The organism is Pseudidiomarina piscicola (assembly GCF_902806985.1).
Lineage (GTDB): Bacteria > Pseudomonadota > Gammaproteobacteria > Enterobacterales > Alteromonadaceae > Pseudidiomarina > Pseudidiomarina piscicola.
The window spans coordinates 58,439-84,634 of the sequence record NZ_CADCXY010000008.1 but is presented as its reverse complement, the minus strand read 5'-3'; the positions used below and the strand labels follow the sequence as shown (position 1 = coordinate 84,634).

General features: G+C 49.5%; 27 protein-coding genes and 1 tRNA gene. 6 read left to right on the top strand and 22 right to left on the bottom strand.

The genetic code is table 11. From position 1 onward, the window contains the following. Positions 1-182: 182 nt before the first annotated feature. The 4 genes from PSI9734_RS11610 to PSI9734_RS11595 all read right to left on the bottom strand — a co-directional run bounded on the left by PSI9734_RS11610 (position 183) and on the right by PSI9734_RS11595 (position 4,824). Complete coding sequence (locus PSI9734_RS11610; RefSeq protein ID WP_425500060.1) at positions 183-1,427, bottom strand: dipeptidase; 1,245 nt, start codon at positions 1,425-1,427, stop codon at positions 183-185. A gap of 206 nt (positions 1,428-1,633) precedes the next feature. Then, positions 1,634-1,933 carry a hypothetical protein gene (locus PSI9734_RS11605; RefSeq protein ID WP_173921283.1) on the bottom strand — a complete coding sequence of 100 codons (300 nt, stop codon included), beginning with the start codon at positions 1,931-1,933 and terminating at the stop codon, positions 1,634-1,636. A gap of 164 nt (positions 1,934-2,097) precedes the next feature. Beyond that, on the bottom strand, positions 2,098-3,144 hold the full coding sequence (gene dusA / locus PSI9734_RS11600) for a tRNA dihydrouridine(20/20a) synthase DusA (protein ID WP_173921282.1): 1,047 nt from the start codon (positions 3,142-3,144) through the stop codon (positions 2,098-2,100). An 87-nt stretch (positions 3,145-3,231) separates the two neighbouring features. Next, entirely contained in the window at positions 3,232-4,824 is a 1,593-nt protein-coding gene (locus PSI9734_RS11595) for an amidase (protein ID WP_246194950.1), read from the bottom strand. Between the two features lie 75 nt (positions 4,825-4,899). Between PSI9734_RS11595 and zur the strand changes: the two genes are divergently transcribed. Beyond that, a complete protein-coding gene (gene zur, locus PSI9734_RS11590) occupies positions 4,900-5,340 on the top strand; it encodes a zinc uptake transcriptional repressor Zur (protein ID WP_173921281.1) in 441 nt (146 codons plus the stop codon). Here zur and dnaB read toward each other — a convergent pair. From dnaB to PSI9734_RS11530, 12 genes are all read right to left on the bottom strand, one after another. Beyond that, a complete protein-coding gene (dnaB, locus tag PSI9734_RS11585) occupies positions 5,337-6,743 on the bottom strand; it encodes a replicative DNA helicase (protein WP_173921280.1) in 1,407 nt (468 codons plus the stop codon). The two genes, zur and dnaB, sit on opposite strands and share 4 nt — an antisense overlap. Before the next feature lie 92 nt (positions 6,744-6,835). Further along, on the bottom strand, positions 6,836-7,801 hold the full coding sequence (locus PSI9734_RS11580; protein ID WP_173921279.1) for a DUF4097 family beta strand repeat-containing protein: 966 nt from the start codon (positions 7,799-7,801) through the stop codon (positions 6,836-6,838). A gap of 17 nt (positions 7,802-7,818) precedes the next feature. Continuing rightward, positions 7,819-8,328 carry a hypothetical protein gene (locus PSI9734_RS11575; protein WP_173921278.1) on the bottom strand — a complete coding sequence of 170 codons (510 nt, stop codon included), beginning with the start codon at positions 8,326-8,328 and terminating at the stop codon, positions 7,819-7,821. Beyond that, positions 8,318-8,875 (bottom strand): RNA polymerase sigma factor, encoded by a 558-nt coding sequence (locus PSI9734_RS11570; protein WP_246194948.1) that lies wholly within the window; start codon positions 8,873-8,875, stop codon positions 8,318-8,320. The genes PSI9734_RS11575 and PSI9734_RS11570 overlap by 11 nt, the downstream gene beginning before the upstream one ends. Before the next feature lie 173 nt (positions 8,876-9,048). Further along, positions 9,049-9,501, bottom strand: coding sequence for a 50S ribosomal protein L9 (gene rplI / locus PSI9734_RS11565; RefSeq protein ID WP_173921277.1), 453 nt, complete (start codon positions 9,499-9,501; stop codon positions 9,049-9,051). 43 nt (positions 9,502-9,544) lie between these two features. Beyond that, the gene (gene rpsR / locus PSI9734_RS11560) at positions 9,545-9,772 is read right to left on the bottom strand and encodes a 30S ribosomal protein S18 (protein WP_126762651.1); all 228 of its coding nucleotides are present in this window, start codon (positions 9,770-9,772) and stop codon (positions 9,545-9,547) included. A 10-nt stretch (positions 9,773-9,782) separates the two neighbouring features. After that, complete coding sequence (gene priB / locus PSI9734_RS11555; protein WP_246194946.1) at positions 9,783-10,091, bottom strand: primosomal replication protein N; 309 nt, start codon at positions 10,089-10,091, stop codon at positions 9,783-9,785. A 24-nt stretch (positions 10,092-10,115) separates the two neighbouring features. Next, positions 10,116-10,487, bottom strand: a complete 372-nt coding sequence (rpsF, locus tag PSI9734_RS11550) for a 30S ribosomal protein S6 (RefSeq protein ID WP_173921276.1) — start codon at positions 10,485-10,487, stop codon at positions 10,116-10,118. A 138-nt stretch (positions 10,488-10,625) separates the two neighbouring features. Beyond that, on the bottom strand, positions 10,626-11,078 hold the full coding sequence (locus PSI9734_RS11545) for a hypothetical protein (protein WP_173921275.1): 453 nt from the start codon (positions 11,076-11,078) through the stop codon (positions 10,626-10,628). A 2-nt stretch (positions 11,079-11,080) separates the two neighbouring features. Then, positions 11,081-11,824 carry a 23S rRNA (guanosine(2251)-2'-O)-methyltransferase RlmB gene (gene rlmB, locus PSI9734_RS11540; protein ID WP_173921274.1) on the bottom strand — a complete coding sequence of 248 codons (744 nt, stop codon included), beginning with the start codon at positions 11,822-11,824 and terminating at the stop codon, positions 11,081-11,083. Then, complete coding sequence (gene rnr / locus PSI9734_RS11535; protein ID WP_173921273.1) at positions 11,821-14,160, bottom strand: ribonuclease R; 2,340 nt, start codon at positions 14,158-14,160, stop codon at positions 11,821-11,823. Before rnr ends, rlmB begins: the two co-directional genes overlap by 4 nt. Positions 14,161-14,262: 102 nt before the next feature. Further along, positions 14,263-14,580 (bottom strand): DMT family transporter, encoded by a 318-nt coding sequence (locus PSI9734_RS11530; protein ID WP_173921272.1) that lies wholly within the window; start codon positions 14,578-14,580, stop codon positions 14,263-14,265. A gap of 207 nt (positions 14,581-14,787) precedes the next feature. Between PSI9734_RS11530 and PSI9734_RS11525 the strand changes: the two genes are divergently transcribed. After that, entirely contained in the window at positions 14,788-15,675 is an 888-nt protein-coding gene (locus PSI9734_RS11525) for an ATP-grasp domain-containing protein (RefSeq protein WP_173921271.1), read from the top strand. Here the strand turns inward: PSI9734_RS11525 and PSI9734_RS11520 are convergent. After that, complete coding sequence (locus tag PSI9734_RS11520) at positions 15,662-16,873, bottom strand: M24 family metallopeptidase (protein WP_173921270.1); 1,212 nt, start codon at positions 16,871-16,873, stop codon at positions 15,662-15,664. The two genes, PSI9734_RS11525 and PSI9734_RS11520, sit on opposite strands and share 14 nt — an antisense overlap. Before the next feature lie 146 nt (positions 16,874-17,019). Continuing rightward, positions 17,020-17,106 (bottom strand) — tRNA-Leu (locus tag PSI9734_RS11515). A gap of 210 nt (positions 17,107-17,316) precedes the next feature. Between PSI9734_RS11515 and PSI9734_RS11510 the strand changes: the two genes are divergently transcribed. Continuing rightward, the gene (locus PSI9734_RS11510; RefSeq protein ID WP_173921269.1) at positions 17,317-17,832 is read left to right on the top strand and encodes an RDD family protein; all 516 of its coding nucleotides are present in this window, start codon (positions 17,317-17,319) and stop codon (positions 17,830-17,832) included. On the opposite strand, the gene lptG is transcribed toward PSI9734_RS11510, so the two are convergent. Then, positions 17,827-18,903, bottom strand: a complete 1,077-nt coding sequence (gene lptG / locus PSI9734_RS11505; protein ID WP_246194944.1) for an LPS export ABC transporter permease LptG — start codon at positions 18,901-18,903, stop codon at positions 17,827-17,829. The two genes, PSI9734_RS11510 and lptG, sit on opposite strands and share 6 nt — an antisense overlap. Beyond that, positions 18,900-20,009, bottom strand: coding sequence for an LPS export ABC transporter permease LptF (gene lptF, locus PSI9734_RS11500; RefSeq protein ID WP_173921268.1), 1,110 nt, complete (start codon positions 20,007-20,009; stop codon positions 18,900-18,902). The genes lptG and lptF overlap by 4 nt, the downstream gene beginning before the upstream one ends. Positions 20,010-20,132: 123 nt before the next feature. Between lptF and pepA the strand changes: the two genes are divergently transcribed. Genes pepA through PSI9734_RS11485 form a run of 3 tightly spaced genes read left to right on the top strand, consistent with a single transcriptional unit; the run spans position 20,133 to position 24,966 of the window. After that, positions 20,133-21,638: a leucyl aminopeptidase gene (gene pepA, locus PSI9734_RS11495; protein WP_173921267.1), complete on the top strand. Its 1,506-nt coding sequence runs from the start codon at positions 20,133-20,135 to the stop codon at positions 21,636-21,638. A 1-nt stretch (position 21,639) separates the two neighbouring features. Further along, positions 21,640-22,092 (top strand): DNA polymerase III subunit chi, encoded by a 453-nt coding sequence (locus tag PSI9734_RS11490; RefSeq protein ID WP_173921266.1) that lies wholly within the window; start codon positions 21,640-21,642, stop codon positions 22,090-22,092. A 21-nt stretch (positions 22,093-22,113) separates the two neighbouring features. Beyond that, complete coding sequence (locus PSI9734_RS11485; RefSeq protein ID WP_173921265.1) at positions 22,114-24,966, top strand: valine--tRNA ligase; 2,853 nt, start codon at positions 22,114-22,116, stop codon at positions 24,964-24,966. A gap of 79 nt (positions 24,967-25,045) precedes the next feature. On the opposite strand, the gene rraB is transcribed toward PSI9734_RS11485, so the two are convergent. Together rraB and PSI9734_RS11475 are read right to left on the bottom strand one after the other, a co-directional pair. Then, the gene (gene rraB / locus PSI9734_RS11480) at positions 25,046-25,405 is read right to left on the bottom strand and encodes a ribonuclease E inhibitor RraB (RefSeq protein ID WP_173921264.1); all 360 of its coding nucleotides are present in this window, start codon (positions 25,403-25,405) and stop codon (positions 25,046-25,048) included. Positions 25,406-25,417: 12 nt separating this feature from the next. Beyond that, positions 25,418-26,146, bottom strand: a complete 729-nt coding sequence (locus PSI9734_RS11475; protein ID WP_173921263.1) for a 1-acylglycerol-3-phosphate O-acyltransferase — start codon at positions 26,144-26,146, stop codon at positions 25,418-25,420. Positions 26,147-26,196: the final 50 nt, after the last annotated feature.

The window sequence follows — 26,196 nt, the reverse complement described above, 5'->3', positions numbered from 1 at the left end:
GATGTTCGATGTTCGATGTTCGATGTTCGATGTTCGATGTTCGATGTTCGATGTTCGATGTTCGATGTTCGATGTTCGATGTTCGATGTTCGATGTTCGGCAAGTATTATTGTTTGTCAAACATCGAACATCAAATAGCAAACATCGCTTTTTTTTCAAACATCGAACATCGTTTTCAGATTTTAATGCTTCGCCGCGTAATCTTCCACCTCGCGCCATACCCGCAAGAAGTTCTCATTCAACACCTTCTTGATATCCGCATCCGAGTAACCACGGTCTATCAAACCTTGCACCAAATTCGGATAGCTCGCGACATCTTTCAGACCCACCGGTAGAGAATCGCCTACGCCATCATAGTCTGAACCAATACCAACGTGGTCGATACCTATCAGCTTAACCACATAATCAATGTGGTCCAACACTTGCTCAAGAGTTGCGTATGGGAATGGATTCTCTTCACGTAACTTAGCGACCCGCTGCTTCGCTTCGTCGGTGTCAGCACCGTATTTTTCTTCAACCTGTTCGATCTGTTGATTCAGCATGTCGCGCCAGCGGTTTGCTGACCGCGTGACAAAGCTTGAACCAAAGTTAATCATGATCACGCCACCGTTCTCACCCAGCGCCTTAATCATGTCATCGCTCATATTGCGCTCGAAACCAGGCGTGTATTTGCGTAACGATGAGTGCGACGCAATCACAGGAACACGGCTGATCTCAACTGCCTGCCAGAATGCTTCATCAGACACGTGAGAGATATCTACCATCACGCCGATATTGTTCATTTCGACCACCAGCTCTTTACCGAAAGGGCTTAAGCCGTTCCACTGGCGACGAATATCGTAAGAGGAATCTGCAATGTGGTTAGAAAGCGAGTGCGATAACGTAATATACCGTATGCCGCGCTCATAGAATTCTTTAAGGTTGGCCATGTCACCTTCAATCGGCGAGCCATTTTCCATACCCAATGCTAGTGAAATCACACCTTGCTCAAATTGCTCAAGCACATCATCAACACTGTAAGCCATGGCAAACTTCTCAGGCGCACGCCATGCGAGTGCTTCCATGCTATCGATTAATTGGTGCGCCAATTGTTTGCTCGCACCTGGTGTTTGTTCCAACTGTGCCGGTATATACACCGACATAAAGGGCACATTTAAGCCGCCTGCAACTGCGCGCGGGTAGTCAAAGTCACCGCCTTCAGTGGCTTTACTTACGTCATCCCACTTATGTTCTAGGCGATAAGGCACATCGATGTGGGTATCAATCAATAAATTGTTTTTGGCAAGTGCCACGGCCCGCTCACTGGCGCTGTAGGTCTGCTGACCTACTTCTTCTGCATTTACCGCAGTAACTAAAGACGTCGTTATTGCTAACGTCGTCGCTAAACTAATAGCGCTGACCTTTCCTAACCATGCGTTTGTGTTCACAGCACATTCCTCTGTCGTTTTAACTTACGAGTTATTATGTTTTGTTGTGAACAGCAGACTAGCACAATTATTCAGCCAAAATCACCCTGCGTTGGGGCCATTAAGCGCATGGTTGGTGGCAACGACCGCAGCTGCGACAAGCACAGTTGCCACCGGCGAAAAGGTTAGTATAACGAGCCACAATGTGGTTTCCGGCAGCATATCGGCTACTCCGGTGACGCCTGTTTCGCTGGTTTTTCTTTGGCAGTATCAGGGCTGACGCTGGTCTCTTCATTAGACGCATTGAGTACCGCGTAAACCACCACTCGATAGGGAATTTCAGCACGCATGGCAGCCAGGTTTTGTAGGCTCGAACGTAGTGTATCGGCAGAAAATTGCTGTTTGACCAGCTGCGTCTGTGCCGCAATCGAGCGGCTCATGGCTTGCTCTAGTTTAGGAAGCTCAGCATATGCAGAACTTGAGAAGGCAGCGCCTAAGAAGGCTAAACTCAAAATGAAAGGTTTCATGTTATTCTCCTAGCTTTGATTATGTTACTAACCGTTGCAATAACGGTTTTCGTCAACTCGCTAGAAGTAATACAAAGGCCGTGCCAACTTTAAAACAAAAACACTAACCCCATGTTTTTGTAGGTTCTTTTAGATATCTTTATAGCCAAAGAGCAGCGTAACAATTAGCCCGCATTGGTACTTTCGGCTATATTATGGTCAAATTTCTCGCGTGCTTGAAGCACCATCTCAAGGCCATTTTGAACAAGTTCGTGTGCTGATTCAGCACTGGGTCCCTGTTGACTTAACCATTGGCGCCAACGTTTTGCACCTGGTTGACCTTGGAACAAGCCCAGCATATGACGCACTACATGCCAACAACGGCCACCTTGCTCTAAGTGGGCAGCGATATATGGAATCATTTGCTCTACCACGGCTAGCTGTTGTTCGAACGACGCAGACGTTGCCACAGGCAGTTCGTTCGGAGCTGAAACGATGCTGTCGAAGCACCCCAGAAAGGCAGGATTTTGATAGGCTTCGCGGCCAATCATGACGCCATCGACGTGCTGTAGGTGAGTGAGAATGTCCGCGGCGTTGGTAATGCCACCGTTAATCATCATATGTAGCTGCGGATAGCGCACTTTGGCATCGTACACGCGTTGATATTGCAGTGGCGGTATTTCACGATTCTGCTTAGGACTTAAGCCCTTAAGCCATGCTTTGCGCGCATGCAGCGTTAGGTTTTTACATCCCGCATCAACAATACTATCGATGAAACCATATAAAAACTCATCGCTGTCCATTTCATCGATACCGAGCCGTGTCTTCACTGACACTCTTAACTGTGGTGCCGCTTTCTGCATCGCTTCAATACACTGTGCTACGGTTTCCGGTGCAGCCATCAAGCAGGCACCGAAACTGCCATTTTTGACGCGGTCCGATGGACACCCAACGTTGATATCGACCCCCGCGTAACCGCGCTCATAAGCTCGGCTAGCACATTCCGCCATTGCTTCTGGGTCACTACCACCGAGTTGGAGCACAACGGGTTGCTCGGCCGGATTAAAGGCTAAAAAGTCAAACTTACCGTGGATTATAGCGCCAGTAGTCACCATTTCAGTGAAAAGCACGGTTTTATTGGTTAATAACCGATGAAAGTAACGACAGTGGCGATCGGTCCAATCCAGCATCGGGGCTACGGCAAGAGTGGGTGCTGTCAGTTGTTGGACCATGATGACCTCAGATGGCAAAGCGGAGGCCGTATTCTACGGTTTCGGCTCCGCTTTGCAAGTCTCACTCGGGCAGATATGAGCCTTTTGTCAGTGCTGGCGTGGCATCAATGCCGGCGCTCTACGAGCTTTGCTCGCTTGCTCATAGCCATAGGCGGCTTCGATTAACAGCCCTTCAGTTTTTGCTCCCGCGAAAAAGCTTAGGCCTACCGGAAGGTGCTGCACGAACCCCATAGGAACCGTGATGTGAGGATAGCCCGCAACTGCCGCCGCTGAGCTTGCCGAACCCATATAATGATCACCATTAATTAAATCAATTTTCCAGGCAGGTGCCGTGGTCGGTGCAATCAACAGGTCTAAATCATGTGCGGCAAGGGTCGCATCAATGCCGGCGGGCCCAGCCGCTTCTTTCGCGCGCTTTGCTGCGGCTTGATACTCGCTCTCCTGAGCCTCTGTGCGCGCGGCGGCCATGGTGAATAGTTCTTGGCCAAAAAATGGCATGACCGTATCGGCATTGGCTGTGTTGGCTGCAATAAGATCATCAAGGCTACGATACGGCAGCGATGGATGCTGTGCCAAGTAGCTTGCCATATCGGTTTTGAACTCGTGCAGCAACACCGTAAACTCATCACCCCCCCAACCACGGCCGTTCACAAACTCAACGTTATCGACCACGATAGCACCAGCTTCGCGTAAGACCTCAAGTTGTGCTTCAAACCGCGCATCAAGCTGGCTGTGGTAACCCATAAAATCTCGCACCACACCGATGCGCTTGCCGCGCAAGCCATCACTTTGCAGATGCTGGGTAAAGTCGGTCGGCTGCTGATAGCTTGCAGCGTCGGTGCTGTCTGGTCCGAGCATTGCCTGCATCAGGTACACCGCATCACGCACAGTACGCGCCATCGGCCCGGCAGTATCTTGGCTGTGCGAGATTGGAATAATACCACTACGACTCACCAAGCCTACGGTTGGTTTTAAGCTAACAATACCGGTGATCGCCGCAGGACATACTAAAGAGCCGTCGGTTTCGGTACCTACGGCTAGAGGAATGAGGTTACCACTGACAGCCGCAGCAGAGCCTGCGCTCGAGCCACAGGTACTACGAGTGGTATCAAACGGGTTTTTGGTTTGTCCACCGACACTACTCCAACCGGAGCTGGACGCGGTCGAACGAAAGTTCGCCCATTCACTCAAGTTTGCTTTACCGATGATAATTGCGCCGGCTTCGCGTAAACGCTGAACTAAGAACGCATCCCGCGCTGGGTAGTGATTTTTCAATAACAACGAACCGGCAGTGTTGGCAAGACCATCCGCCGTATCAATGTTGTCTTTTAGCAGCACCGGAATGCCGTGCAAAGGGCCTCGTATCTCCCCCGCATCACGCTCAGCATCAAGTTCTTGCGCCAGCGACAACGCCTGTTCGAGGGGTAACAATGAGTTCACCGCGCGTAAATCAGCACCGCGGCGGTTATGTTGCGCAATCTGTTGATAATAATGCCGCACAATTTGTGTTGCTTGCAGCTCATCGGCCGCCATCGCCGCTTGCAACTGATCAATCTGCACCTCTTGATAGTCGAACTCTGTCGCCGCACTTTGGCTTTGCCACAGCAAGCCCATCATGAGCAATGCACCGAACAGTCGCTGCCATAGACGGCGCTGGTTAGGATTTAAGGTTTTTATCATTATTAGTCCTCGTAAAGCCTACATGGTAGGCTCTGAGTCTATCCCATTGCAGATGGGCATGGTAAACTTTGCGGTATGATGACAAAAGAAACAGCTCGATTGGTCACTAAGGCCGAACAATTATGTGAACAACGCGGTGCACGGCTCACCCCAGCTCGCCGTGAGGTGTTCGAGATCCTTGCTGCCGAGTCTGGCGCTGTGGGTGCTTACGACCTCCTCGATAAACTGCGGGCTGCGGTACCTAACGCCAAACCACCCACCATTTATCGAGCCTTAGACTTTTTGCAAGAGCAAGGCTTCGTACACAAGATCACCTCATCTAACAGCTATGTGTTGTGCAGTCATTTTGATCATCAACATCCAGTACAGATGTTGATTTGTGAGCGCTGTGGGTCGGTTCAAGAAATTCAGTCGGAAGGCGTCTACAACGCTTTACGCAAGCAAGCGGAAGACCAAGGCTTCAAAGTCGCAAGTCAATCGATTGAAGCACACGGCGTGTGCCGAGAGTGCCACTAGTACTCAGGCCCGTCAGGTATCTCATGTTGGGCTAAATTATCAAAGCGTGAATACTGACCTTGGAACTTTAACTTCACCGTGCCTATCGGGCCATTCCTTTGCTTACCTAAGATAACCTCAGCAACGCCACGTTCCTCAGTTTCGGGGTGATAAACCTCATCCCGATAAATAAACATGATAACGTCAGCATCCTGCTCAATTGAACCTGATTCACGTAAGTCTGAGTTAACAGGGCGTCGGTTAGAGCGTTGCTCCAAGGAACGGTTCAGCTGCGACAGCGCCACCACGGGCACTTCTAACTCTTTCGCTAGGGCTTTTAATGAACGCGAGATCTCAGCAATTTCAAGGGTTCGGTTTTCGGACATACCTGGCACCGTCATCAACTGCAAATAGTCGACCATAATCAACGACAGACCTTTGTGCTCACGATAAACTCGGCGCGCTCGAGACCTCACTTCAGTTGGGGTTAAGCCGGAAGAGTCGTCAATGTAAATATTATTACGATCTTTAAGAATCGAGATGGTTGAAGCCACGCGACTCCAGTCTTCTTCTTTGAGCTGGCCATTACGAATACGGGTTTGGTCAACATGACTCAGTGATGCCATCATCCGCATCATGATTTGTTCCGACGGCATCTCTAAACTAAAGACCAGTACTGGCTTATCTTCCTTAAGCGCAATGTTTTCACATAGGTTCATCGCAAAGGTTGTTTTACCCATCGATGGGCGGGCTGCAACAATAATTAAGTCGGAAGGTTGCAGGCCTGCCGTCATACGATCTAAGTCACTAAAGCCAGTCCCACGACCAGTGACACCATTGGGGTTTTTACTGCGACTCAATTCGTCGATTCGATCCACCGTACGCTGCAAAATAGGCGCGATGGCCTGTGGCCCTTCATTGGCGGTAGTTCGTTTTTCGGCAATATGAAAAACTTTGCTCTCGGCAAGGTCGAGAAGATCTGAGCTACTGCGGTTTTGCGTATCAAAACACGACTCGGTGATCTCATTCGAGGCCGCTATCATTTCCCGCAAAATGGCGCGCTCACGGACAATTTGCGCATAAGCTCGAATGTTCGCCGCACTCGGCGTGTTTTTTGCAATTTCACCTAAGTAAGCAAAGCCACCGACGTCTTTCAGGTTTCCTGCCGCCTCAAGAGTTTCCGACACCGTAATTAAGTCAATCGGCTGGTTTTGCTCTGACAGATGGTGCATTGCCCGAAAAATTAAGCGGTGCCCACGGTGATAGAAATCGTCACTGATAATATCGCCCGCAATAACATCCCACGCTTGGTTATCTAGCATTAGGCCACCCAGCACCGATTGCTCGGCTTCTATCGAATGGGGAGGGGTTTTAATTGCTGCTAGTTTCGCGTCGTTGTGTTGTTTATCTGGGCGGTTCGCCATAACTCTCTCAGGTGATTCTGACTAATGGGTACGACTATACAAAAAGCTGAGGTTCGAGGGAAGCGGATCGAGGTCGATCCGCCCTCAATTGACTATTTATTTGCAACGATGATGTCACCACTCATCGTCGAGAGTTCAATGTGACCGGCGCCGTTACCAAGTTTGGTTTCTAGGTTCGCCCCTACTCCCCACTCGGATTCACGTGCCTGGGCATCGTTAAGCTTGTTGATAATAGTGCCACCGCCACTCACATCAGCTGAAAGTGTTGCATCTAGGGCGCCCACAAAGGCCAATTCAACGTTACCACTGACCGAGTTTGCTTCGATACGACCTTGCTCCAACAGTTGCAACTGAGCGCTTACATCGCCACTTACTGATTTAATCTGTAAACTCATGACGGCCCCAAGTTCCATCTCTACGTCGCCTGACACACTTTCCGCCGTAACTTCTTGTGCTTGTGTGCTCACCTCAACATCGCCACTGGTCGAGGTGTAACTCGCACTGCTCGCTGTGCTTGCGTGGTCAACCACGTCGCCGCTGACAGATTTCAGGGCGATAACGCCCGCTAACTTACGACTCTGTACGTCACCACTGACGGTTGAGAGTCGAAGTTGACCTTCGAGGGACTCTGCGCGAATATCGCCGCTGACCGTATTGACACGGACCTGGCTGCTGAAGTTATACACCGTAAAATCACTCGATACCCCAGTGACATGCAGTTCTGCGCGGCGCGGTAGTTCGACCCGTAAAGCAGACCCTTGCTGGCCCGAGAAGTTACCACGTTTAGGCATATCAACGCGGATGGTTAGATTGTTGCCATCACGTTCAAAGGTAAGCCCCGTCGCGTATTCATCCAAGCGCCCGGAAACTTTTGCTAAGTTGTCATCGGTACCAACAATCTCAACCTCGCCCCGCATATTCTCAAGGGAGACAATAATCGTCGTTGGCACCTCCATCCGTTGCTCAACGGACTGCTGCTTGGCGATAGCTTGTGGAGCTAGCAAACCAATGGCCAACAAAAGTACCATCGCTAAAATTTGTTTATATGCATGGTTCATGACTTCTTCCTCGCCGGTTATACCTGTTGTAATGGGTTCGTTTCTTTAAACTGCGACTCAAGTAGTTCTAATTCTTTCTGGTAAAGCCACTGCAATAACTGCCAAAGCTGTTGGTTTGACGGTTCTTGCATTAACTGTTCGCTCACCTCGTCAATGCTCGCACGTATCTGCTCGAGCTCATGTTTGACGAACTCGCTGCGACCATCCCACCCCACCTGCTGGTAGTGTGTGAGCACCAATTGCCGTTGCTGTTGGTGTTGTTGATTGAGCATGGTCAACAACAACTGTGTTTGTGACACGCCAGCTTGCTCAGTTTGCTGTAAGCCGTTAAAGGTTAAGCCGGCAACCACCAAAACCATGCAAGCAGCGCTCGCCCAGAGCCAGCCAAAACCTTGCAGAGGCCGTCGTGACGACCTAACAAGTGCTTGTTCAATGCCACCCCAAAGATCTCGTTCCGGCTGCGGCGATTGCTTACCTTGTCTCGCTTGTTCGATCAGTTGATCTAATTTTTTAGATTCAGCCGTCATCAGTTAACCACTCCTCTAGCATTTGCCTGGCACGATGTACCTGCGCTTTACTGGTACCAATGGCAATACCCATTTCGGTCGCAACCTCTTCATGCCTAAGCCCTTCAATACAATGCAGCACGAAAGCCCAACGCGTTTGCTCCGGCAGCCGCAGAATCAACTTATCAAGCTCACTTAAGTCGGCACTGGGTTCATAGGTCATACTCTGGGCATAGCTGGCCTCACCGGTTAGCCGAATATGTTGCCAACGCTTGTTCTTTCTTAACTCACCCATCGCCACTCGAGTGGCGATGGTGTGCAACCAGGTAGAAAATTTACTTTCGCCGCGAAACTGTGCCAGGCTTCCCCAAACCTTAATAAACACCTCTTGTGTTAAGTCATGGGCACTATCACTCGCGCCAGCAAGCCGCCACACTAACGCGTAAACCCATTTATAGTGGCGCTCAAAGAGCTGTTGGAAGGCTTGCATATCGCCTCTAGACGCGCGGTGCACCAGCTCCTTATCTGGATCAACTAATAACTTCTGACGAATTGGTTTTACAGTCACCAGTAGGTCCTTTTTTTAGTCAGATGAGCTTTTATCACGTGCTATATAAGGTAAGTCGCAAAAACCATGGGCTGGGTTTAGTGAACGTTAGAAAAAAAATAAAAAAAAGCCGTACCCTGCTATCAGGATACGGCTTTTATTGTCGTTTGCTTAGCTAAAGTTGCGAAAACAACTTATTTTGCGGCAACAACTTGCAATTTGATGCTTGCAAATACATCAGCGTGTAGGTGAAGTTCGATATCGAATTCGCCTGTTTCGCGCAATGTACCATGCGGCAACAATACTTCGCTTTTCTGCACTTCTTCGCCAGCAGCAGTAACTGCATCAGCGATGTCTTTAGTTCCGATTGAACCAAAGAGCTTACCTTCGTCGCCAGCTTTAGAGCTGATAACAACCGGATCAAGCGCATTAATTTTCTCTGCACGTTGCTCTGCAGCAGCTAATTCAGCAGCAATTTTTGCTTCTAATTCAGCGCGGCGTTCTTCAAATACTTTAATGTTCGCTTGGGTTGCAGGAACTGCTTTACCCTCTGGGAACAAAAAGTTACGTGCATAGCCAGACTTAACAGATACTTGGTCACCCAAGCCACCTAAGTTGGCAATCTTGTCTAATAGAATGATTTCCATTGTTCGCTACCTCTGCGTTTCTGAGATCGTTCGCGATGCTGGCTTACTGATGTGAATCAGTATAAGGCAGCAACGACAAATAACGTGCACGTTTGATGGCACGCGCCAACTGACGCTGGTACTTCGCAGAAGTGCCAGTGATGCGGCTAGGAACGATTTTGCCACTCTCAGTAACGTAGTTTTTCAGAGTAGCGATATCTTTATAATCAATTTCTTTAACGCCTTCAGCCTTAAAACGGCAGAATTTACGGCGACGGAAAAAACGAGCCATGATGGTCTCCTCAAATCTTCACAAGTTGCTGGGCGTGCAGTACAAGTTTTCCAACTCCGTTTTTATCTTCGATACGATTCAAAAAACCAGTTACTTGTAATTGCGTCCCAACGGTCAATTCGTTTGTCCATTGTGTTGCTTCGCTACCACTCAATACGACTAAGATTCTGACGAAACTACGTCGTGCTAATCCAGCTTCCTGCTGCTCCGATTGATGATCAAATACGAAGCGTAAGTGCTTAATTCCTGCTGGACTGGTGGTTAATTTTGGCGGCTTCGTTACCGTGCCACCTAAAATCAGTTGATTGCTAAATTCCACAATGGTTAGACGTCACAAATCAGCTTACGCTGCTTCGTTGTCGCCTTGTTCTTCGTTACGGCTATCACCTTTACGCTCTTCCTTTTTAGTCAAAGGAGATGGCTCAGTGACGGCGTCTTTTTTACGCATGATCATGTTACGCAAAACGGCATCGTTGTAACGGAAAGCTGTTTCTAGCTCTTCGATGATTTCGTTAGACGCTTCAATGTTCATCAACACGTAATGTGCTTTGTGCAACTTGTTGATTGGGTAAGCCAATTGACGACGGCCCCAGTCTTCCAAACGATGGATAGTACCGTTACCTTGTGTGATCGTGTCGCTGTAACGCTCGATCATACCCGATACTTGTTCGCTCTGGTCCGGGTGGACCATGAATACGATTTCATAATGACGCATTTCTGCTCCTTATGGTTCATAGCCACTGATAGGCTCAGTCACACCTGCAGCAGCAAGGAACGCTTTTGATAGTTAATAAAACTTCAAGACTGATTTAAGCGGCGGGATTTTAGCCTATTTACCTGCTAACCACAAGCGCTAGCTGCGGCTTTCTGCATTTTCGATGAGGTCGATAAGAACTTTGACGAACTGCGCCGGAAGCGCACCCACTGCATCACTGGGCCCTTGAATCTTAAAATGCTGGACATTCTGCTGGGCCGAGTCTGTCGCTTGCTGCGGTGCCACTAAGCGCCCCGCAATCACTATCTGTCGATCTTGGGTCACTTCAACGTGCAGTTGCCATGCATAATTTTCTGCGCTCTCAACCAGTCGCCACTCATGGCGCTGTTCTATGCGTTGGCGAACATCAAAAGCTATATCCTCCAAATTGGCAACGGCCGTTGGCACTTCATAGCTGACAAACAGCTGAGGTTTATTGGTGCGATCACCCGGCAGAAACTCTCCTGTTGGCAACCAAGCGAGCGCTAAAAGCACCATTACAATCAGCGATAAAATGACCGGACGCATTCGCAACAATGGAACTTTGCGCATGATCATAGCCCTCGCTGGCGAACCGCTTCAAACAAACACACGCCAGTTGCCACCGACACATTCAAGCTTGAAACTGAGCCTTGTAGAGGGATCTTAATCAATTCATCACAGGTTTCGCGGGTTAACCGCCGCATACCATCGCCTTCAGCTCCCATAACCAGCGCTACGGGCCCTTTCAAGTCAACGCTGTACACCGACTGTTGTGCTTCTCCTGCGGTGCCCATGATCCAAACCTGCAAGTCTTGCAGTTGCTTCAATGCACGAGCTAAGTTGGTGACCTGCACTAAAGGCACTGTTTCCGCAGCACCAGAGGCTACTTTGCGAACCGTTGGGTTGAGCGATGCGGATTTATCTTTTGGTACGATCACCGCCGTAACTCCCGCAGCATCAGCGGTTCTCAGACACGCTCCGAGATTATGCGGATCAGTGATCCCATCAAGGATCAAAAACAAAGGGCTACCGGAGCTTTTCTCAACTAAATCAGGGAGATCATTGTCTGTCAGCAGTGCCGCCTCTTGGGCGATCACAACGACCCCCTGATGGTTGCCCCCTTCAGCTTTCTTATCGAGGGTATTTTTGGGCACAAACTGTGGCCGTGTGCCCATTTTCTGAGTTTGCTGCAACAAGCTTTGCAAGGCTTTATCTTGGCGCTCGCGTAACGCAAAAACCTCAATAATTCGCTCGGGGTGACGTTCCACTAAAGCGCGAACGGCGTGTAAGCCGAAGACTGCTACTTTCTTGCTCATTGTTTTTTACTACCTTTAGTTTTTGCGCGACTTTTGCCTGTCGTTTTTTTCGACTTGCCCGACTTTTTTGCGCCTTTCTTGCGCGATTTGTGCGGCTGCTTATCACCATCGGGCGCGTTGCCCGAACCCGGCATACGATCTTTACCGGTCGGGCTCTCTGCTGCCAGTAACGTAAGATCGATTTTCCGCTCATCTAAGTCAACACTACGCACTTTTACGCGTACCTTATCGCCCAACCGGTATACGCGCCGACTATTTTCACCGATAAGCAGATGGCGTTCATTGTCGAATCGATAATAGTCATTATCGAGGTTGCTGATATGAACCAACCCATCAATCGATAAATCATCGATGCGGATAAACAGCCCAAAGTTGGTAACTGCTGCAATCACGCCGGTAAACTCTTCACCTACATGATCTTGCATATATTCACACTTCAGCCAATCCGCCACCTGGCGCGTCGCATCGTCGGCGCGACGTTCTGTCATCGAGCACTGTTCACCGAGCTCATCTAACTGCTCGGTGGGGTACATCCACGCCCCCACGAGTGCCTGATTCGCACCCTTTTGTTGCTTCAACAAAGCTTTAATCGCGCGATGCAATATCAGGTCAGGATAGCGTCGAATCGGTGATGTGAAGTGCGCGTACTCTTCTAACGCTAGGCCGAAATGCCCCGCGTTATCAGGGCTATAGACAGCCTGTTGCATTGAGCGCAAGAGCATCGTTTGGATAAGCTCTGCGTCGGGTCGTTCGCGCACTTGCTCCAACACCGCAGCGTAATCGGCTGGGCTTGGGTCATCGGCCCCTTTCATCGTTAGGCCTAGTTCAGCTAAAAAGCTACGGAAGTTGGTGAGTCGCTCTTGCGAAGGCGGCTCATGGATTCTGAATAAGGCGCCGGCCTGCTCGTTCTCTTCGATGAGCCGAGCTGTGGCCACGTTCGCCATAATCATGCATTCTTCGATAATGGTATGGGCAACGTTGCGACGTACCGGCTCAATACTTTCAATTTTGCGTTGTGCATTAAAAATAAAACGTGTTTCTAAGGTTTCAAATTCAATCGCCGAACGCTGTTGCCGTGCTTTCTTCAATACCTTAAACAACTCATGCAAATGGTCTACCTGGCCAAGCACATGCTGATAGTCTTCCCTAAGTTTGGGGTCGCCATCTAGAATATCAGCCACCTTGTTATAGGTTAAACGGGCATGAGACTTCATCACCGCAGGGTAATATTCCGCGCCCCGTAGCTTTCCTTTCGCCGAAATACGCATCTCTGCGACCATACATAGACGGTCGACATCAGGGTTTAAAGAACAGAGCCCATTGGATAACTTTTCCGGCAACATCGGCACGACAAAATTAGGGAAATAGACGGAGTTGCCGCGCTCTAACGCGTCTTTATCTAACGCGGTATTCGGTCGCACGTAGTAACTAACATCAGCAATAGCCACCCATAGCCGCCAGCCGTCACCATCCGGTTCGGCACATACTGCGTCATCAAAGTCACGTGAGTCGTCACCATCGATGGTTACCAGTGGTAGTTCACGCAGATCTTTACGGTCTTCGTAGGCTTCGGGCGGCACTGTTTCGCCAAATTTTTCCACTTCTTTGAGCGTTGCCTTGCTCCACTCAGTTGGAATGTCGTGCTCGCGAATCGCTACTTCAATCTCCATGCCTGGCGCCATATGCTCGCCAAGAATTTCACTTACTGCGCCAATGGGACTGGTACGTCGGTTCGGTCGACGCGTGATATCAACCACTACAATTTGCCCATGGCGTGCACCATTGCGGGTATCATCAGGTATCAGAATATCTTGATTCAACCGGCTATCATCAGGCACAACGATGCCTAAGTCGTGGTCGATAAAGAACCGCCCAACGATTCCACCTTGTCGTGGCTCGATAACACGGACAATGTGTCCTTCGCGACGTCCTTTGCCGTCACTCCCCTGTTCCTGAACTAATACGCGATCGCCGTGCAGCACACTGTACATTTGATTCGGTGGAATGAATAAGTCGCCCCCACCGTCATCGGGATGGCAAAAGCCAAAGCCATCTCGGTGGCCGATAATACGGCCCTTGATTAAATTCATGCGTGACGGTAAACCGTACGCATTAGCTTTGGTGTAAATCAGTTGGCCATCTCGCTCCATGGCTCGCAAACGACGTTTCACGCCCATATGTTGGCGTTCATCTGTCAGTTTGAAGTGAGCGATAATTTCATCGAACGTGGTGGGTTTTAAACGCGTTTCAACGGCTTCTAAAAGCTGTTCACGCGAAGGAATTTCAACCTCATATTCAGGTTGTTCTGGTTTGTTCTTAGTGTCGTTTTTCGACATATATCCTCTATGGTCCGTCAACACGAAACTGTATTAACATCGGTGCTTAAAGCATAACAGATAATGAGTATTTTACAGACTGCAAAACGTCGCTTGCGCCGATTAAGATTCGGCAATACTGAACAAAATGACGCCACTGACCACCAGCAGTGCGGCCAGCATTCTCATGAGCGACAAGGTTTCACCCAAGAATACGACGCCCACAACGAATGCCCCTAAGGCGCCGATACCGGTCCACACGGGATACGCCGTACCAAGCGGTAACGTTCGCATTGCCTGAGCTAGCAGGACAAAGCTCGCCACCATGGTGCTCACTGTGATAACCGATGGAACAAACCGTGTGAAGCCACTACTTTGCTTCATCGAGAAAGCCCAAACGACTTCCAGCACACCTGCAATAAAAAGCGTGATCCACGCCATTTTTTACCTCGCATTTTACGCTAGGTCGTCCCAGCCATGATAGCCCGCATGGGGAGAGGTCGTCCTCTAATTTAAGTTCTTAATATAACATAAATACAGCTGTTTAACTTTAATGATGGGGGGTAATTGAAGTACTGGTTTCGCTGCACTGATAAAGGTACAGTCGCTCTTTTCTATGACTGTTGTCTCCTGACCAAAGGAAAGTTTATGAAGAATAAAATCGCAATCTTAAGTATGGATAATCTTGCTGGCTTTTTTAGTTACGATGACCTGCTTATTGAACCTTTTGCGCAACATGGTATCGACGTAGAAACTGTGTCGTGGCGCGCGCCTGACTGCGACTGGAATCAATACGACGCGGTTATTGTCCGTTCAACTTGGGATTACCAAGATGACTGTGAGGCTTTCCTAAAGGTCCTTCAGGATATCGAAAACTCTTCCGCCCAACTTTTCAACTCGCTCGCCGTCAGCCGTTGGAACATCAGTAAAACTTACTTGCAAGAGCTCGAGCAACGTCACGTTCCGGTGGTGCCAACGCTATGGGGTGAAGGTTTTAGTGACGATCTTTTGCACCGCGCGCAAATGCAATGGCCGGGGCAGCAGTTAATTATTAAACCGGTCATTTCAGCCAATGCTGATGACACGTTTCGATTAACAGCCGACGCCATCGATCCGCAAACACGAACGCAGTTACATGAGTGTTTCCGCGAAGGACGTGCGTTAATGCTTCAGCCATTTTTACACTCCATTGTCGAACACGGCGAATACTCGCTGTTTTACTTCGCAGGGGAATTTAGTCACGCCATCAAAAAGTGTCCTGCGGCAGGTGATTTTCGCGTTCAAGAAGAACATGGTGGAAATTTTTCTTTAGCCACGCCAACCGCAGAGATTAAACAGGTTGCCGAACAGGCCTTAAGGTGTGTCGATGAAGTACTACTTTATGCGCGTATCGACGTTGCCTTGCTGGAATCGCAACAACCCGCGATTATCGAGATGGAACTAATCGAGCCAAGTTTATATTTTGGAGTCGATGAGGCAAGCCCCGAACGCTTTGTCGACGCTTACCTCAAACTACTTGAACCTATGCCAAGTTAAACGGGTCGTCATAACTGCGAGATGGCTCAGTAAACCATACTGGGCCGTTATCAGTCATATAGAAATGATCTTCAAGCCTTACACCAAACGCCTCTGGCTGTATTACCATAGGTTCGTTACTGAAGCACATGCCCGACGCCAAAGGAGTTTGGTCGCCACCGACTAAATAAGGCCACTCGTGCAAATCCATGCCTATGCCGTGGCCCGTGCGGTGAGGGACTCCTGGCAACTGGTAATCAGCTTTGAGTCCTAGTTGGGCAAGTTCATGGCGTACGGCATCATCCACCGACTCGCAACTGCTACCGATTTGCGCAGCATCAAACGCTGCTTGCTGCAGTTGCCGTTCGTACTGCCAAAAGGTTTTCTGTTCTTCCGTTGGCGTACCAAAGGCATACGTCCGGGTAATATCTGAGTGATAGCCATGCAGTTTACAGCCCGTATCAATTAACACCCAGTCGTTATTCTCTAAGCTCTGCTCATAACTGACACCATGCGGATAACTGGTACCTTTGCCAAACAGCACAATACAGAAAAACGAGCCACTGGCGCCTACTCTTCGGTGCGCTTCATCGATAAAGGCGCGCACTTCTGATGCCGTAATACCTTCGTGCAACATTGCGCCTGTTGCGCGGTGCACCGCCATGGTCATGTCCATGGCAGTTTGAATCAATGCCAGCTCGGCCGCTGATTTATGCATTCGACACTCGGCTGTGATCACCTTCGCATCGCACATTTTCGCAGCGGAATAGCGTGCTTCTAAATTTGCCACGATACTGTACGGCGTCGATTCGTCTAGTGCGAGCTTACCTTCGGTAAAGCCCGATTTTTCTAAAAACCGAACAAAAAGTTCATACGGCGATTCGTGCTCTTCCCAAAGCAAGGTTGCCATAGGTAATTGCATGGCTTGAGTCAGAGAACCCACTTCAAACGCTGGCGCAAGCAAAGTGACTTCCCCCTCAGCAGGAACAATAGCCCCCACCAAACGCTCGCTTGGGAACCATTTGAGCCCAGTAAAGTAGTCCAAATTAGTGCCGGCATTTAGATACATTGCGTCAATACCTTGCTCGCGCATCAACTGCTGAGCTTTCGCAATTCGCTGTTCGTAATCTTTTAAACCAATAGGCTTCGCGTCTTTCGCCATATTTTCTAATGCATTAAGGGCATCTTCAGCGTGCGCAATACCAACACCATGGGTCATAGTTACTCCTGCTTATTTAGCTTTTGGGGGGCATAATTTAGGCGCTAAATGTAGCATCAATAGAGCTCTGCTGCCATCGCGGATAACACAGATGACTTTGGCATCAAGAAAAATGCAGATCGGGGAGATTAACTTACTAGGATAGATGGTGCCGAAGGGGGGACTTGAACCCCCACGCTGTTACCAGCGGCGGATTTTGAATCCGCTGCGTCTACCAATTCCGCCACTTCGGCATAGAAGATTTGACTTGAACGTCGGTAGTGCGAGGCATTATACGCAAGGCGAGTTCCTGATCAAGAAAATTATTTCAGATTTAGAGTGTTCGCTTAAAAGGTGAGCAACTTAAGCTTTTTTTGGTCGCGCCTTGCTTCTAAAAGCACAGGGCATGATAATCCTTGCTTATCCATCGCACTGTCGAGCTAGTTACCCGAGAAGGAATCGTCATGACCGAAGTAAGCCCCTCCCATAAGTTACATGCCTCTTTTCCAAGTGCTGGATTTTGGCGCCGCCTAGCGGCTTGGGTTTACGACCTATTAGTGGCGATTTCAGTAGTAATGGTGTCATCTGCATTAGCACTTGGCTTCGCCGCTATACTTACCAGTAACGGCTGGTTAACCTTGCCTGCCGAAATGGACCATGCCGCATGGCTTAACAGTTCACCACTGTATGCGATTTATTTATTAACCGTACTTGGCCTATTTTTTGGCTGGTTTTGGCAACGCAGCGGACAAACTCTGGGTATGCGCGCATGGCGCTTGAAGGTTCAGCAGCGCAATGGCGCGCGTATTACTCGTAAACAAGCTCTGATCCGCGTATTAACCTGTGCTTTTGGGCTTGGTAACCTGTGGGTGTTGGTTGACTTTAAAAACCGCCGAGCATGGCATGACTACGCCGCAGGGACCGAGTTGGTCACCCTATCAAAAGAAGCCAACCAACTCTATTACTGGCGTGAATTATGAACTGCGCCGCTGCATCATCCACAATGCGGCGCTGGCGAATAAGACACTCGGTAGCAGCGCGCCGAGCAATGGTGGTAGATGATAAACTTGTGCCAGCGGCCCGAAAATTTCATTACTTACGTGAAAGCCAAAACCGGTGATCACACCCAGTAGAATTCGTGCGCCCATAGTGGTTGAGCGTAACGGACCAAAAATAAACGACAGTGCAACCAGCAACATCACCGCAACGGTAAGTGGCGCAAAAACTTTGCGCCAAAATGCCAACTCGTAACGCTCCGTCGCCTGCTTGTTTGCCGTTAAATAGTCCAAGTAGTCGATTAAACCAGTGATGGATAACGCTTCTGGTTTCACGGTTACCACCCCGAGCTTGTCGGGCGTCAATGATGATGACCACGTCCAACGAGGAAGCTCTTGCCGAGTGATTTGCTCAACCGCATGCTCGGTGATGGTCACTTGGTTCAGCAACCAAACATCTCCTTGATACGAAGCACTTTTCCCTCGCACGACCGACTCGAGCTGGCGCTGCTCATTGAATCGATACACCGTTAAGTCGCGCAGACGCCCAGTGTCTTCGACTTCCGAAATGTTGACGAAATGCGTACCATCTTTCGCCCATACACCTTGCTGTGCCGATATCAGGCTACCACCAGAAATTGCCGATGCCCGTAGCTCGCGGCCCTGCGATTCAAGCTGCGGCGCAACCCACTCGCCCATCGCCATCACGGCCAGCATCATCACCACAGCCGCTTTCATTACCGAGCCAACAATGTTCAGACGCGAGCGCCCTGCGGCAAGCATCACCACCAGCTCAGAATTGCTGGCCAACATGCCCATACCAATAAGCCCGCCCAGTAACGCCGCCATCGGGAAGAACACTTCAATATCGCGCGGCAAACTGTAAAGCACAAACAAACCCGCATCAGCCACCGAGTAAGTGCCTTTACCCACTGACTTCAATTGCTCAACAAAGCGAATGAGCGATGACAAGCCGCTTAATACCGCTAAGCTCAACAGCGAGGTGACCAGTACTGAGCGAGCGATATAACGGTCGAGAATACTAAACTGCATCATAGGTTTGGCCTCCGCAACTGGGCCAGCACACGCAGCCCTAATGGACGCCCTTTACCAACCAGCACTACGCCAAATATTAATAGCAAGACATGTATCCACCATAACCCAATGACCGCAGGAATAACGCCATCGGCAACCGCTGAACGTGCCGCCATTAACAATAGGAAGTAACCCAAGTAAATAAGCAAAGCTGGGGCCATACGCGCGAACTTCCCTTGCCTTGGGTTCACACGGCTTAGCGGCACCGCAATCAGCGTTAATAATGGCATTGCTAACGGAATCGCAACGCGCCATTGCCACTCAGCTGCGGCTTCTGGATTGTTCTCCGCCCACAACTCGGTGGTTTTATAGGCTTCTAACTTACGAATATATTCGCCAGCTTCTTGCTCTTTAATTTGCAACTGATAACTGGAGAATTCCATAACTTGGTATTCGCCTTCGCCGCTATTATGGGCATAACGAGTACCGTCGTTTAGCACTAACTGCTGTGAGCCACTTTCATTCGCAATAACACTGCCAGTATCGGCCATCACTACACTGCCACCCACAACGCGGTCTTCTTCGTCGCGTAACGATTGCGCAACAAAGACTTCGTCAAGCTCGCCTGTTTCGGTAAGCCCTTGCACAAAAATGACGGCCTTTTGGTTACTGGCCTGCTGGAAACGCCCCGGCATCATGACCGACAGCCCCGAATCACTGCGAGCGCTCTCTTCAACTTGGCGTTCCTGCTCCAGTGACCATGGCACCAGCCATAACGTCAACGACGCCGTAAATAAAGCTAGTAAGGTTGCCAGCACTAACGTCACTCGGGTCACGTACCACTCACTCACACCACATGCATGCAATACGGTCATTTCGTTATCGGCGTATATGCGACCATGGGCAAGTAGGATGCCAAGAAACAAACTCAATGGTAGAATAAGCGCGGCAAGTGCAGGTAGGTTAAGGCTGAGCAATTTTATCACTAGCTCACCCGGAATTTCGCCTGCAGAAGCGTCTGCCAGCACCCGAACAAACTTTTGGCTGACAAATATGGTCATCAACACCGTTAAAACGGCGATCTGAGATTTAAATGTTTCTCGCATTAAATAGCGGAATATACGCACTAGTGACCACTCTTAACTTTGGTTTTTGCTGGAAAATACGCAATTTTTCAGTAAACTTGTCGTTTTAACAAGAATTATTCTATGGCAGCCCTACCCTGTCAACCGCCGAAAACGGGAGTAAGTATGGAGTTTAGCGTCAAAAGTGGCAGTCCTGAAAAGCAACGTTCAGCCTGTATCGTCGTCGGGGTCTTTGAACCACGCCGCTTATCTGGCGTTGCAGAGCAACTGGACCAAGTCAGCGAAGGCTACCTCAGTAACCTGTTACGTCGTGGTGATCTCGAAGGCAAAGCTGGCCAGATGTTGCTATTACATCACGTACCAAACATTTTGAGCGAACGTGTACTCCTCGTAGGTTGTGGTAAAGAACGTGAGCTTGATGAACGTCAGTATAAACAAATTATTGAAAAAACCATTCATACTTTGAATGAAACCGGCTCAATGGAAGCCGTTTGCTTCCTTAGTGAGCTCCATGTTAAAGGCCGTGACACTTTTTGGAAAGTGCGTCAGGCGGTGGAGGCTGCACAAGCCAGTCTCTACACGTTTAACCAGCTAAAAACCCGCAAAGAAGAGCCGCGTCGGCCATTGCGTAAACTAGTTTTCAATGTGCCAACGCGGCGTGAGTTAACGATTGGCGAGCGTGCTATCCAACAAGGCCAAGCCGTAAGTAAAGGCGTAATGGTATGTCGTGATGTGGCGAATATGCCACCAAATATCTGTACCCCCCGCTACCTTGCCGAGCAAGCGCAGGCGATGGCCGAGAATTATGACAACCTAAGTTTCACTGCCGTCGATGAAGCACAAATGGCAGAGCTGGGCATGAACGCCTACTTAGCCGTAGGTCGTGGTTCGGAAAATGAGTCAGTATTATCGCTGCTACATTACCAAGGCGCAGCTGAGGATGTACCACCTATTGTATTGGTGGGCAAAGGGCTGACCTTTGATGCCGGGGGTATTTCTATCAAGCCGTCCGCCAACATGGACGAAATGAAATACGATATGGGCGGCGCAGCTTCGGTGTTAGGCGCCATGCAAGCTTTAGCTGAATTACAGCTACCCATTAATGTGATAGGTGCCGTAGCGGGTTGCGAGAACATGCCTGATGGTAAGGCTTATCGACCTGGTGATGTGTTGACGACGATGAGCGGGCAAACCGTGGAAGTGTTGAACACGGACGCTGAAGGGCGCCTAGTGCTGTGTGACACCTTAACTTATGTCGAACGTTTTGCGCCGGAAACCGTAATTGATATCGCCACCCTGACAGGCGCGTGTATTGTCGCTTTAGGTCACCATGCTAGCGGTTTAATGAGCCCTCATAATCCCCTTGCTCACGAACTATTAAACGCCTCAGAGCAAAGTGGTGATCGTGCATGGCGCTTACCGCTATGGGATGAGTATCAAGCTGCATTAGATAGTCCTTTTGCCGATATGGCAAACCTCGGTGGCCGTGACGCCGGCGCCATTGGCGCAGGTTGTTTTCTATCACGGTTTGCCAAAAAGTATCATTGGGCCCATTTAGATATAGCCGGGACTGCTTGGCGTAGCGGAGCTAAAAAAGGCGCTACGGGTCGACCTGTGCCGTTGTTAACCCAATTTTTGCTCAACCGCACACCATCAGGTCAACAAGATTAATATGGTACAGGGCATCTTCTACGTTCTTGACGAAGTGAACGAAGAACAGCAACTTGCGCTGTTCTGCCAGTTTATTTGTGAGCGCTGGCGTGAGTTTGGTAGCGTGCGCGTTTGGTGTCGTGACCAAGCCCACGCTGAGACACTCGATGAAGCATTATGGCAACAGCCCGCAGATGCCTTTGTACCTCATAACCTGGTGGGTGAGGGTCCTGCGTACGGTGCGCCAGTTGAGCTTTGTTGGCCCGCCGCAGAAGTAAGTCAACGACGCTGTAAAGTCGTCGTCAACTTTATGCCCACCGCACCACAGTTCGCCGGTGCGCAACTTATTTTAGATCAGGTGCCTAGCGCACCTGAACAGCGCCAAGAAGCGCGTGAGCGTTTCAAATGGTACCGCCAGCAAGGCGTCAATCTCAGCACCATAAAGGCGGCTGAACTAGAACTCAATTCAAATTAATTAATGTCGTGAAGGTTACTCATGGATAAAACGTATTCGCCCAATGCTATCGAGCAAGCTCTTTACCAAAAATGGGAGCAGGCAGGTTATTTCAAACCCTCCGGCCAAGGCAGTAGCTACTGCATCATGATTCCACCACCCAATGTAACGGGTAGCCTCCACATGGGCCATGCGTTTCAGCATACCATTATGGATACTCTTACCCGGTATAAGCGTATGGATGGTTATAACAGTCTTTGGCAAGTTGGCTCTGATCACGCCGGTATCGCTACACAAATGGTGGTTGAGCGGCAACTCGCAGCGCAGGGACGTAGTCGTCAAGAGCTTGGTCGCGAAGCCTTTATCGATAAGATCTGGGAGTGGAAGAACCAATCGGGCGGCACCATTACGCAGCAAATGCGCCGGCTAGGTGATTCTGTCGATTGGGACCGTGAACGTTTTACCATGGACGACGGTTTATCAAATGCCGTCAAAGAAGTGTTCGTTCGCTTGCACAAAGAAAAGCTCATTTACCGCGGCAAGCGCTTGGTCAACTGGGACCCCAAATTACAAACTGCAATTTCCGACTTAGAAGTTGAAAATAAAGAGCAGCAAGGCCACATCTGGCACTTGCGTTATCCTCTTGCAGACGGTGCCACCACTGCCGATGGTAAAGATCACTTAGTCGTCGCAACGACTCGCCCTGAAACAATGCTTGGCGATGTTTGCGTGGCGGTGCACCCGGACGACGAACGTTATAAAGCCTTAGTAGGCAAGTTTATTGACTTGCCCTTGGTTAACCGTCGTATTCCAATTATCGCCGATAGCTACGTCGATCAAGAATTTGGAACTGGCTGTGTGAAAATCACTCCGGCCCACGATTTCAATGACTACGATATTGGCAAGCGTAATAAAATGGCAATGATTGCAGTACTCGACGATCATGCTCACGTACGTGAAAAAGCCGGCCTTTATACGCCAACGGGCGAAGCTATTGACGCTATCGATGGCTTTGACGGTACCTTGCCGGCGGCCTATCAGGGGCTCGAGCGATTTGCGGCTCGTAAGCAAGTGATCGCCGACTTTGATAGTGCCGGCTTACTCGAAAAAATCGAAAAACATACCAATAAAGTCCCTTACGGTGACCGTGGTGGTGTACCGATTGAACCTCACCTTACTGACCAGTGGTATGTGCGCGTGGCACCTCTTGCTGAACAGGCAACCAAAGCGGTTGAAGACGGTGAGATCCAGTTTGTACCTAAGCAATACGAAAACATGTACTTCGCGTGGATGCGTGACATACAAGATTGGTGTATTTCGCGTCAACTCTGGTGGGGACACCGTATCCCGGCATGGTACGACGAGCAGGGTAATGTTTATGTCGGCCGCGATGAAGAGGAAGTGCGTCAGGAAAATAATCTCAGCGCCGATATCGTCTTAAGCCAAGATGAAGACGTTCTTGATACCTGGTTTTCGTCGGCATTATGGAGCTTCTCAACATTGGGCTGGCCAGAAAACACAGAAGACCTAAAAACCTTCCATCCAACGGATGTTTTGGTCACTGGTTTCGATATTATTTTCTTCTGGGTCGCCCGCATGATCATGATGACCATGCACTTCCTGAAAGATGAAAACGGCAAGCCTCAAGTTCCCTTTAAAACCGTTTATGTAACGGGCCTGATTCGTGATGAAGAAGGTCAAAAAATGTCGAAGTCGAAAGGCAATGTTCTCGATCCGCTCGACATGATTGATGGTATTGACCGCGCCACCTTAGTGGACAAGCGCACGGCAAATATGATGCAACCGCAGCTCGAAGCGAAGATCAAAAAGCGTACCGAGAAGCAATTCCCCGACGGTATCACTGCTCACGGTACCGATGCCCTGCGCTTTACGCTCGCCGCCTTGGCATCGACCGGACGTGATATCAACTGGGATATGAAACGCCTCGAGGGCTATCGTAACTTCTGTAATAAACTATGGAATGCGAGCCGCTACGTGTTGATGAATACCGAAGACCACGATTGTGGTGGTAACGGTGGTGACATGACCTTATCGTTGCCCGATCAGTGGATCATTGAGTGCTTTAATGACACCGTTAAGCAGTTCCGGCATGCGCTTGATAACTATCGTTTCGATCAGGCTGCAGCGATTGCCTATGAGTTCACCTGGAATCAGTTCTGTGATTGGTACCTTGAGCTCACTAAACCGGTGTTGTTCAACGGCGATGAAGCACAACTGCGTGGAACCCGACATACTCTGGTCACTGTACTTGAACAACTCCTGCGTTTATTACATCCGTTGTTGCCTTTTATTACCGAGGAAATATGGCAACGTGTCGCGCCATTAGCTGGGGTGGAAGGTGAGACAGTTATGTTGCAGGCCTATCCACAAGTTCAGACTCAGCGCTACGCCTCAGCCCGCGATGACATGGAGTGGTTAAAGCAAGTGATCGTGGCCATCCGCAACATTCGTGGCGAAATGAACCTGTCTCCAAATACCCCTCTGCCGGTTCTGGTAGCGAACGCTGACAGTCAAGAGCGTGAACGATTAGAGCAGAACATGGGCTTTTTAAGCTCATTAGCCAAACTTGAGAGTGTTGAGTTTATCGACAGCTCTGATGATGCGCCAGCAAGCGCAACAGCACTTGTGGCTCGCATGGAGATGCACATTCCTATGGCAGGCCTTATCGATACCGCGGCAGAGTTAGCACGCTTAGATAAAGCGATTGATAAAGCTGAAAAAGAAGTGTCGATCTTCTCACGGAAATTGACCAATGAGAATTTTGTTAGCCGAGCACCAGAGGACGTGATTGCAAAAGAGCGAGAGAAGCTGCAAAGCGCTGAAGAAACCTTGCAACAGTTGCAGCTACAAAGAGCAAAAATTGCCGCACTTTAATGGCTGTGGTTTAACTAGCTAAACGGTTCGTTGGCAACTAAGGCTCTATATGGAGCCTTAGTTGTTGAACACCTAAGCCCTACTCTTCTTCATCGTCTCCGAAAAAAGTACCCCAGCCGTCATATTCAACGCCTGTTTCTGCCGCTAGTTCGGCGACACTTAACGCTTGGCTTTCAATTTTATCCTGCTCTAGGGGGAGTTCACTTAATGCGGCAAAGGCAAACCAGCGACTGCCGTCTTCAAGCTCAAACTCATCGGCATCATCGACATGGAATCCTAGCTTAACCAGCTCTACCGCAGCTTTTTCTAGCTTAGTGAAGTCGGGGCTGGCGAGGTGATGTTCAATGGCATACTGTGCATCTGTCGGCGCGCCATCGGCGAGCAGCGCTGCGATAGTTTCTGCCGTTTGTTCATGAATCGCTTGTTTATCTACACTCATCACTTGCTCCACTTAGGCTTGCGGTTGCTGCGACAACTCATGATCAAGCTCGCTAATCTTTGATTGCATCTGCTGGTGACAATGTGCCACCAACGCTCGAACGTTTTCACCAGAATAATCGCTAACCTGGATAGGCGGCAACATCTCGATCAAAATTTTGCCGTTATTCCACCGGTTCAGTTTGATACGTCCGTGCAGATTGGAAACACAAATAGGAACGATCGGTACATTGGCTTGCAGCGCGGTACGAAATGCGCCGGTTTTAAAAGGTAACAATCCACGACCGTAGCTGCGCGTTCCTTCAGGAAACAACAGCACAGATAGCTGGCGCTGTTTGATCGCTTGTGCCGCTTGATCGATGGTACCTCGAGCGCGGCCCGTGTTCTTCCGATCAATGAGAATATTACCCGCCAACCAGTACAGTTGACCAAAAAAAGGAACCCACTTGAGACTCTTTTTGCCGATGCTCACTGAACGTGGCGGCATAGCTCTGCTTAGAGTGAAAATATCGTAGGTATTCTGATGGTTAGCGATATATACGTAGGGTGCGCCAGCAAACAGGCCATCAGGAACGCGAATTTCTAAATCGACCCCCAGTAGCTTATGCATGCGACCATAAAGATGCGCAAAAATAGGGGTATTGTTTGGATGGAATGGGCGCATCAAACAAAAAATGAGTCCCAGAACCCCAGAAATCACCACGAAACAGCCAAGTAATATAAGTCGTACAACAGCGAGCATGCATTCTCCTTTCTTTGCTGCTCGCTATTATACCTATTTCGCTACTAAAA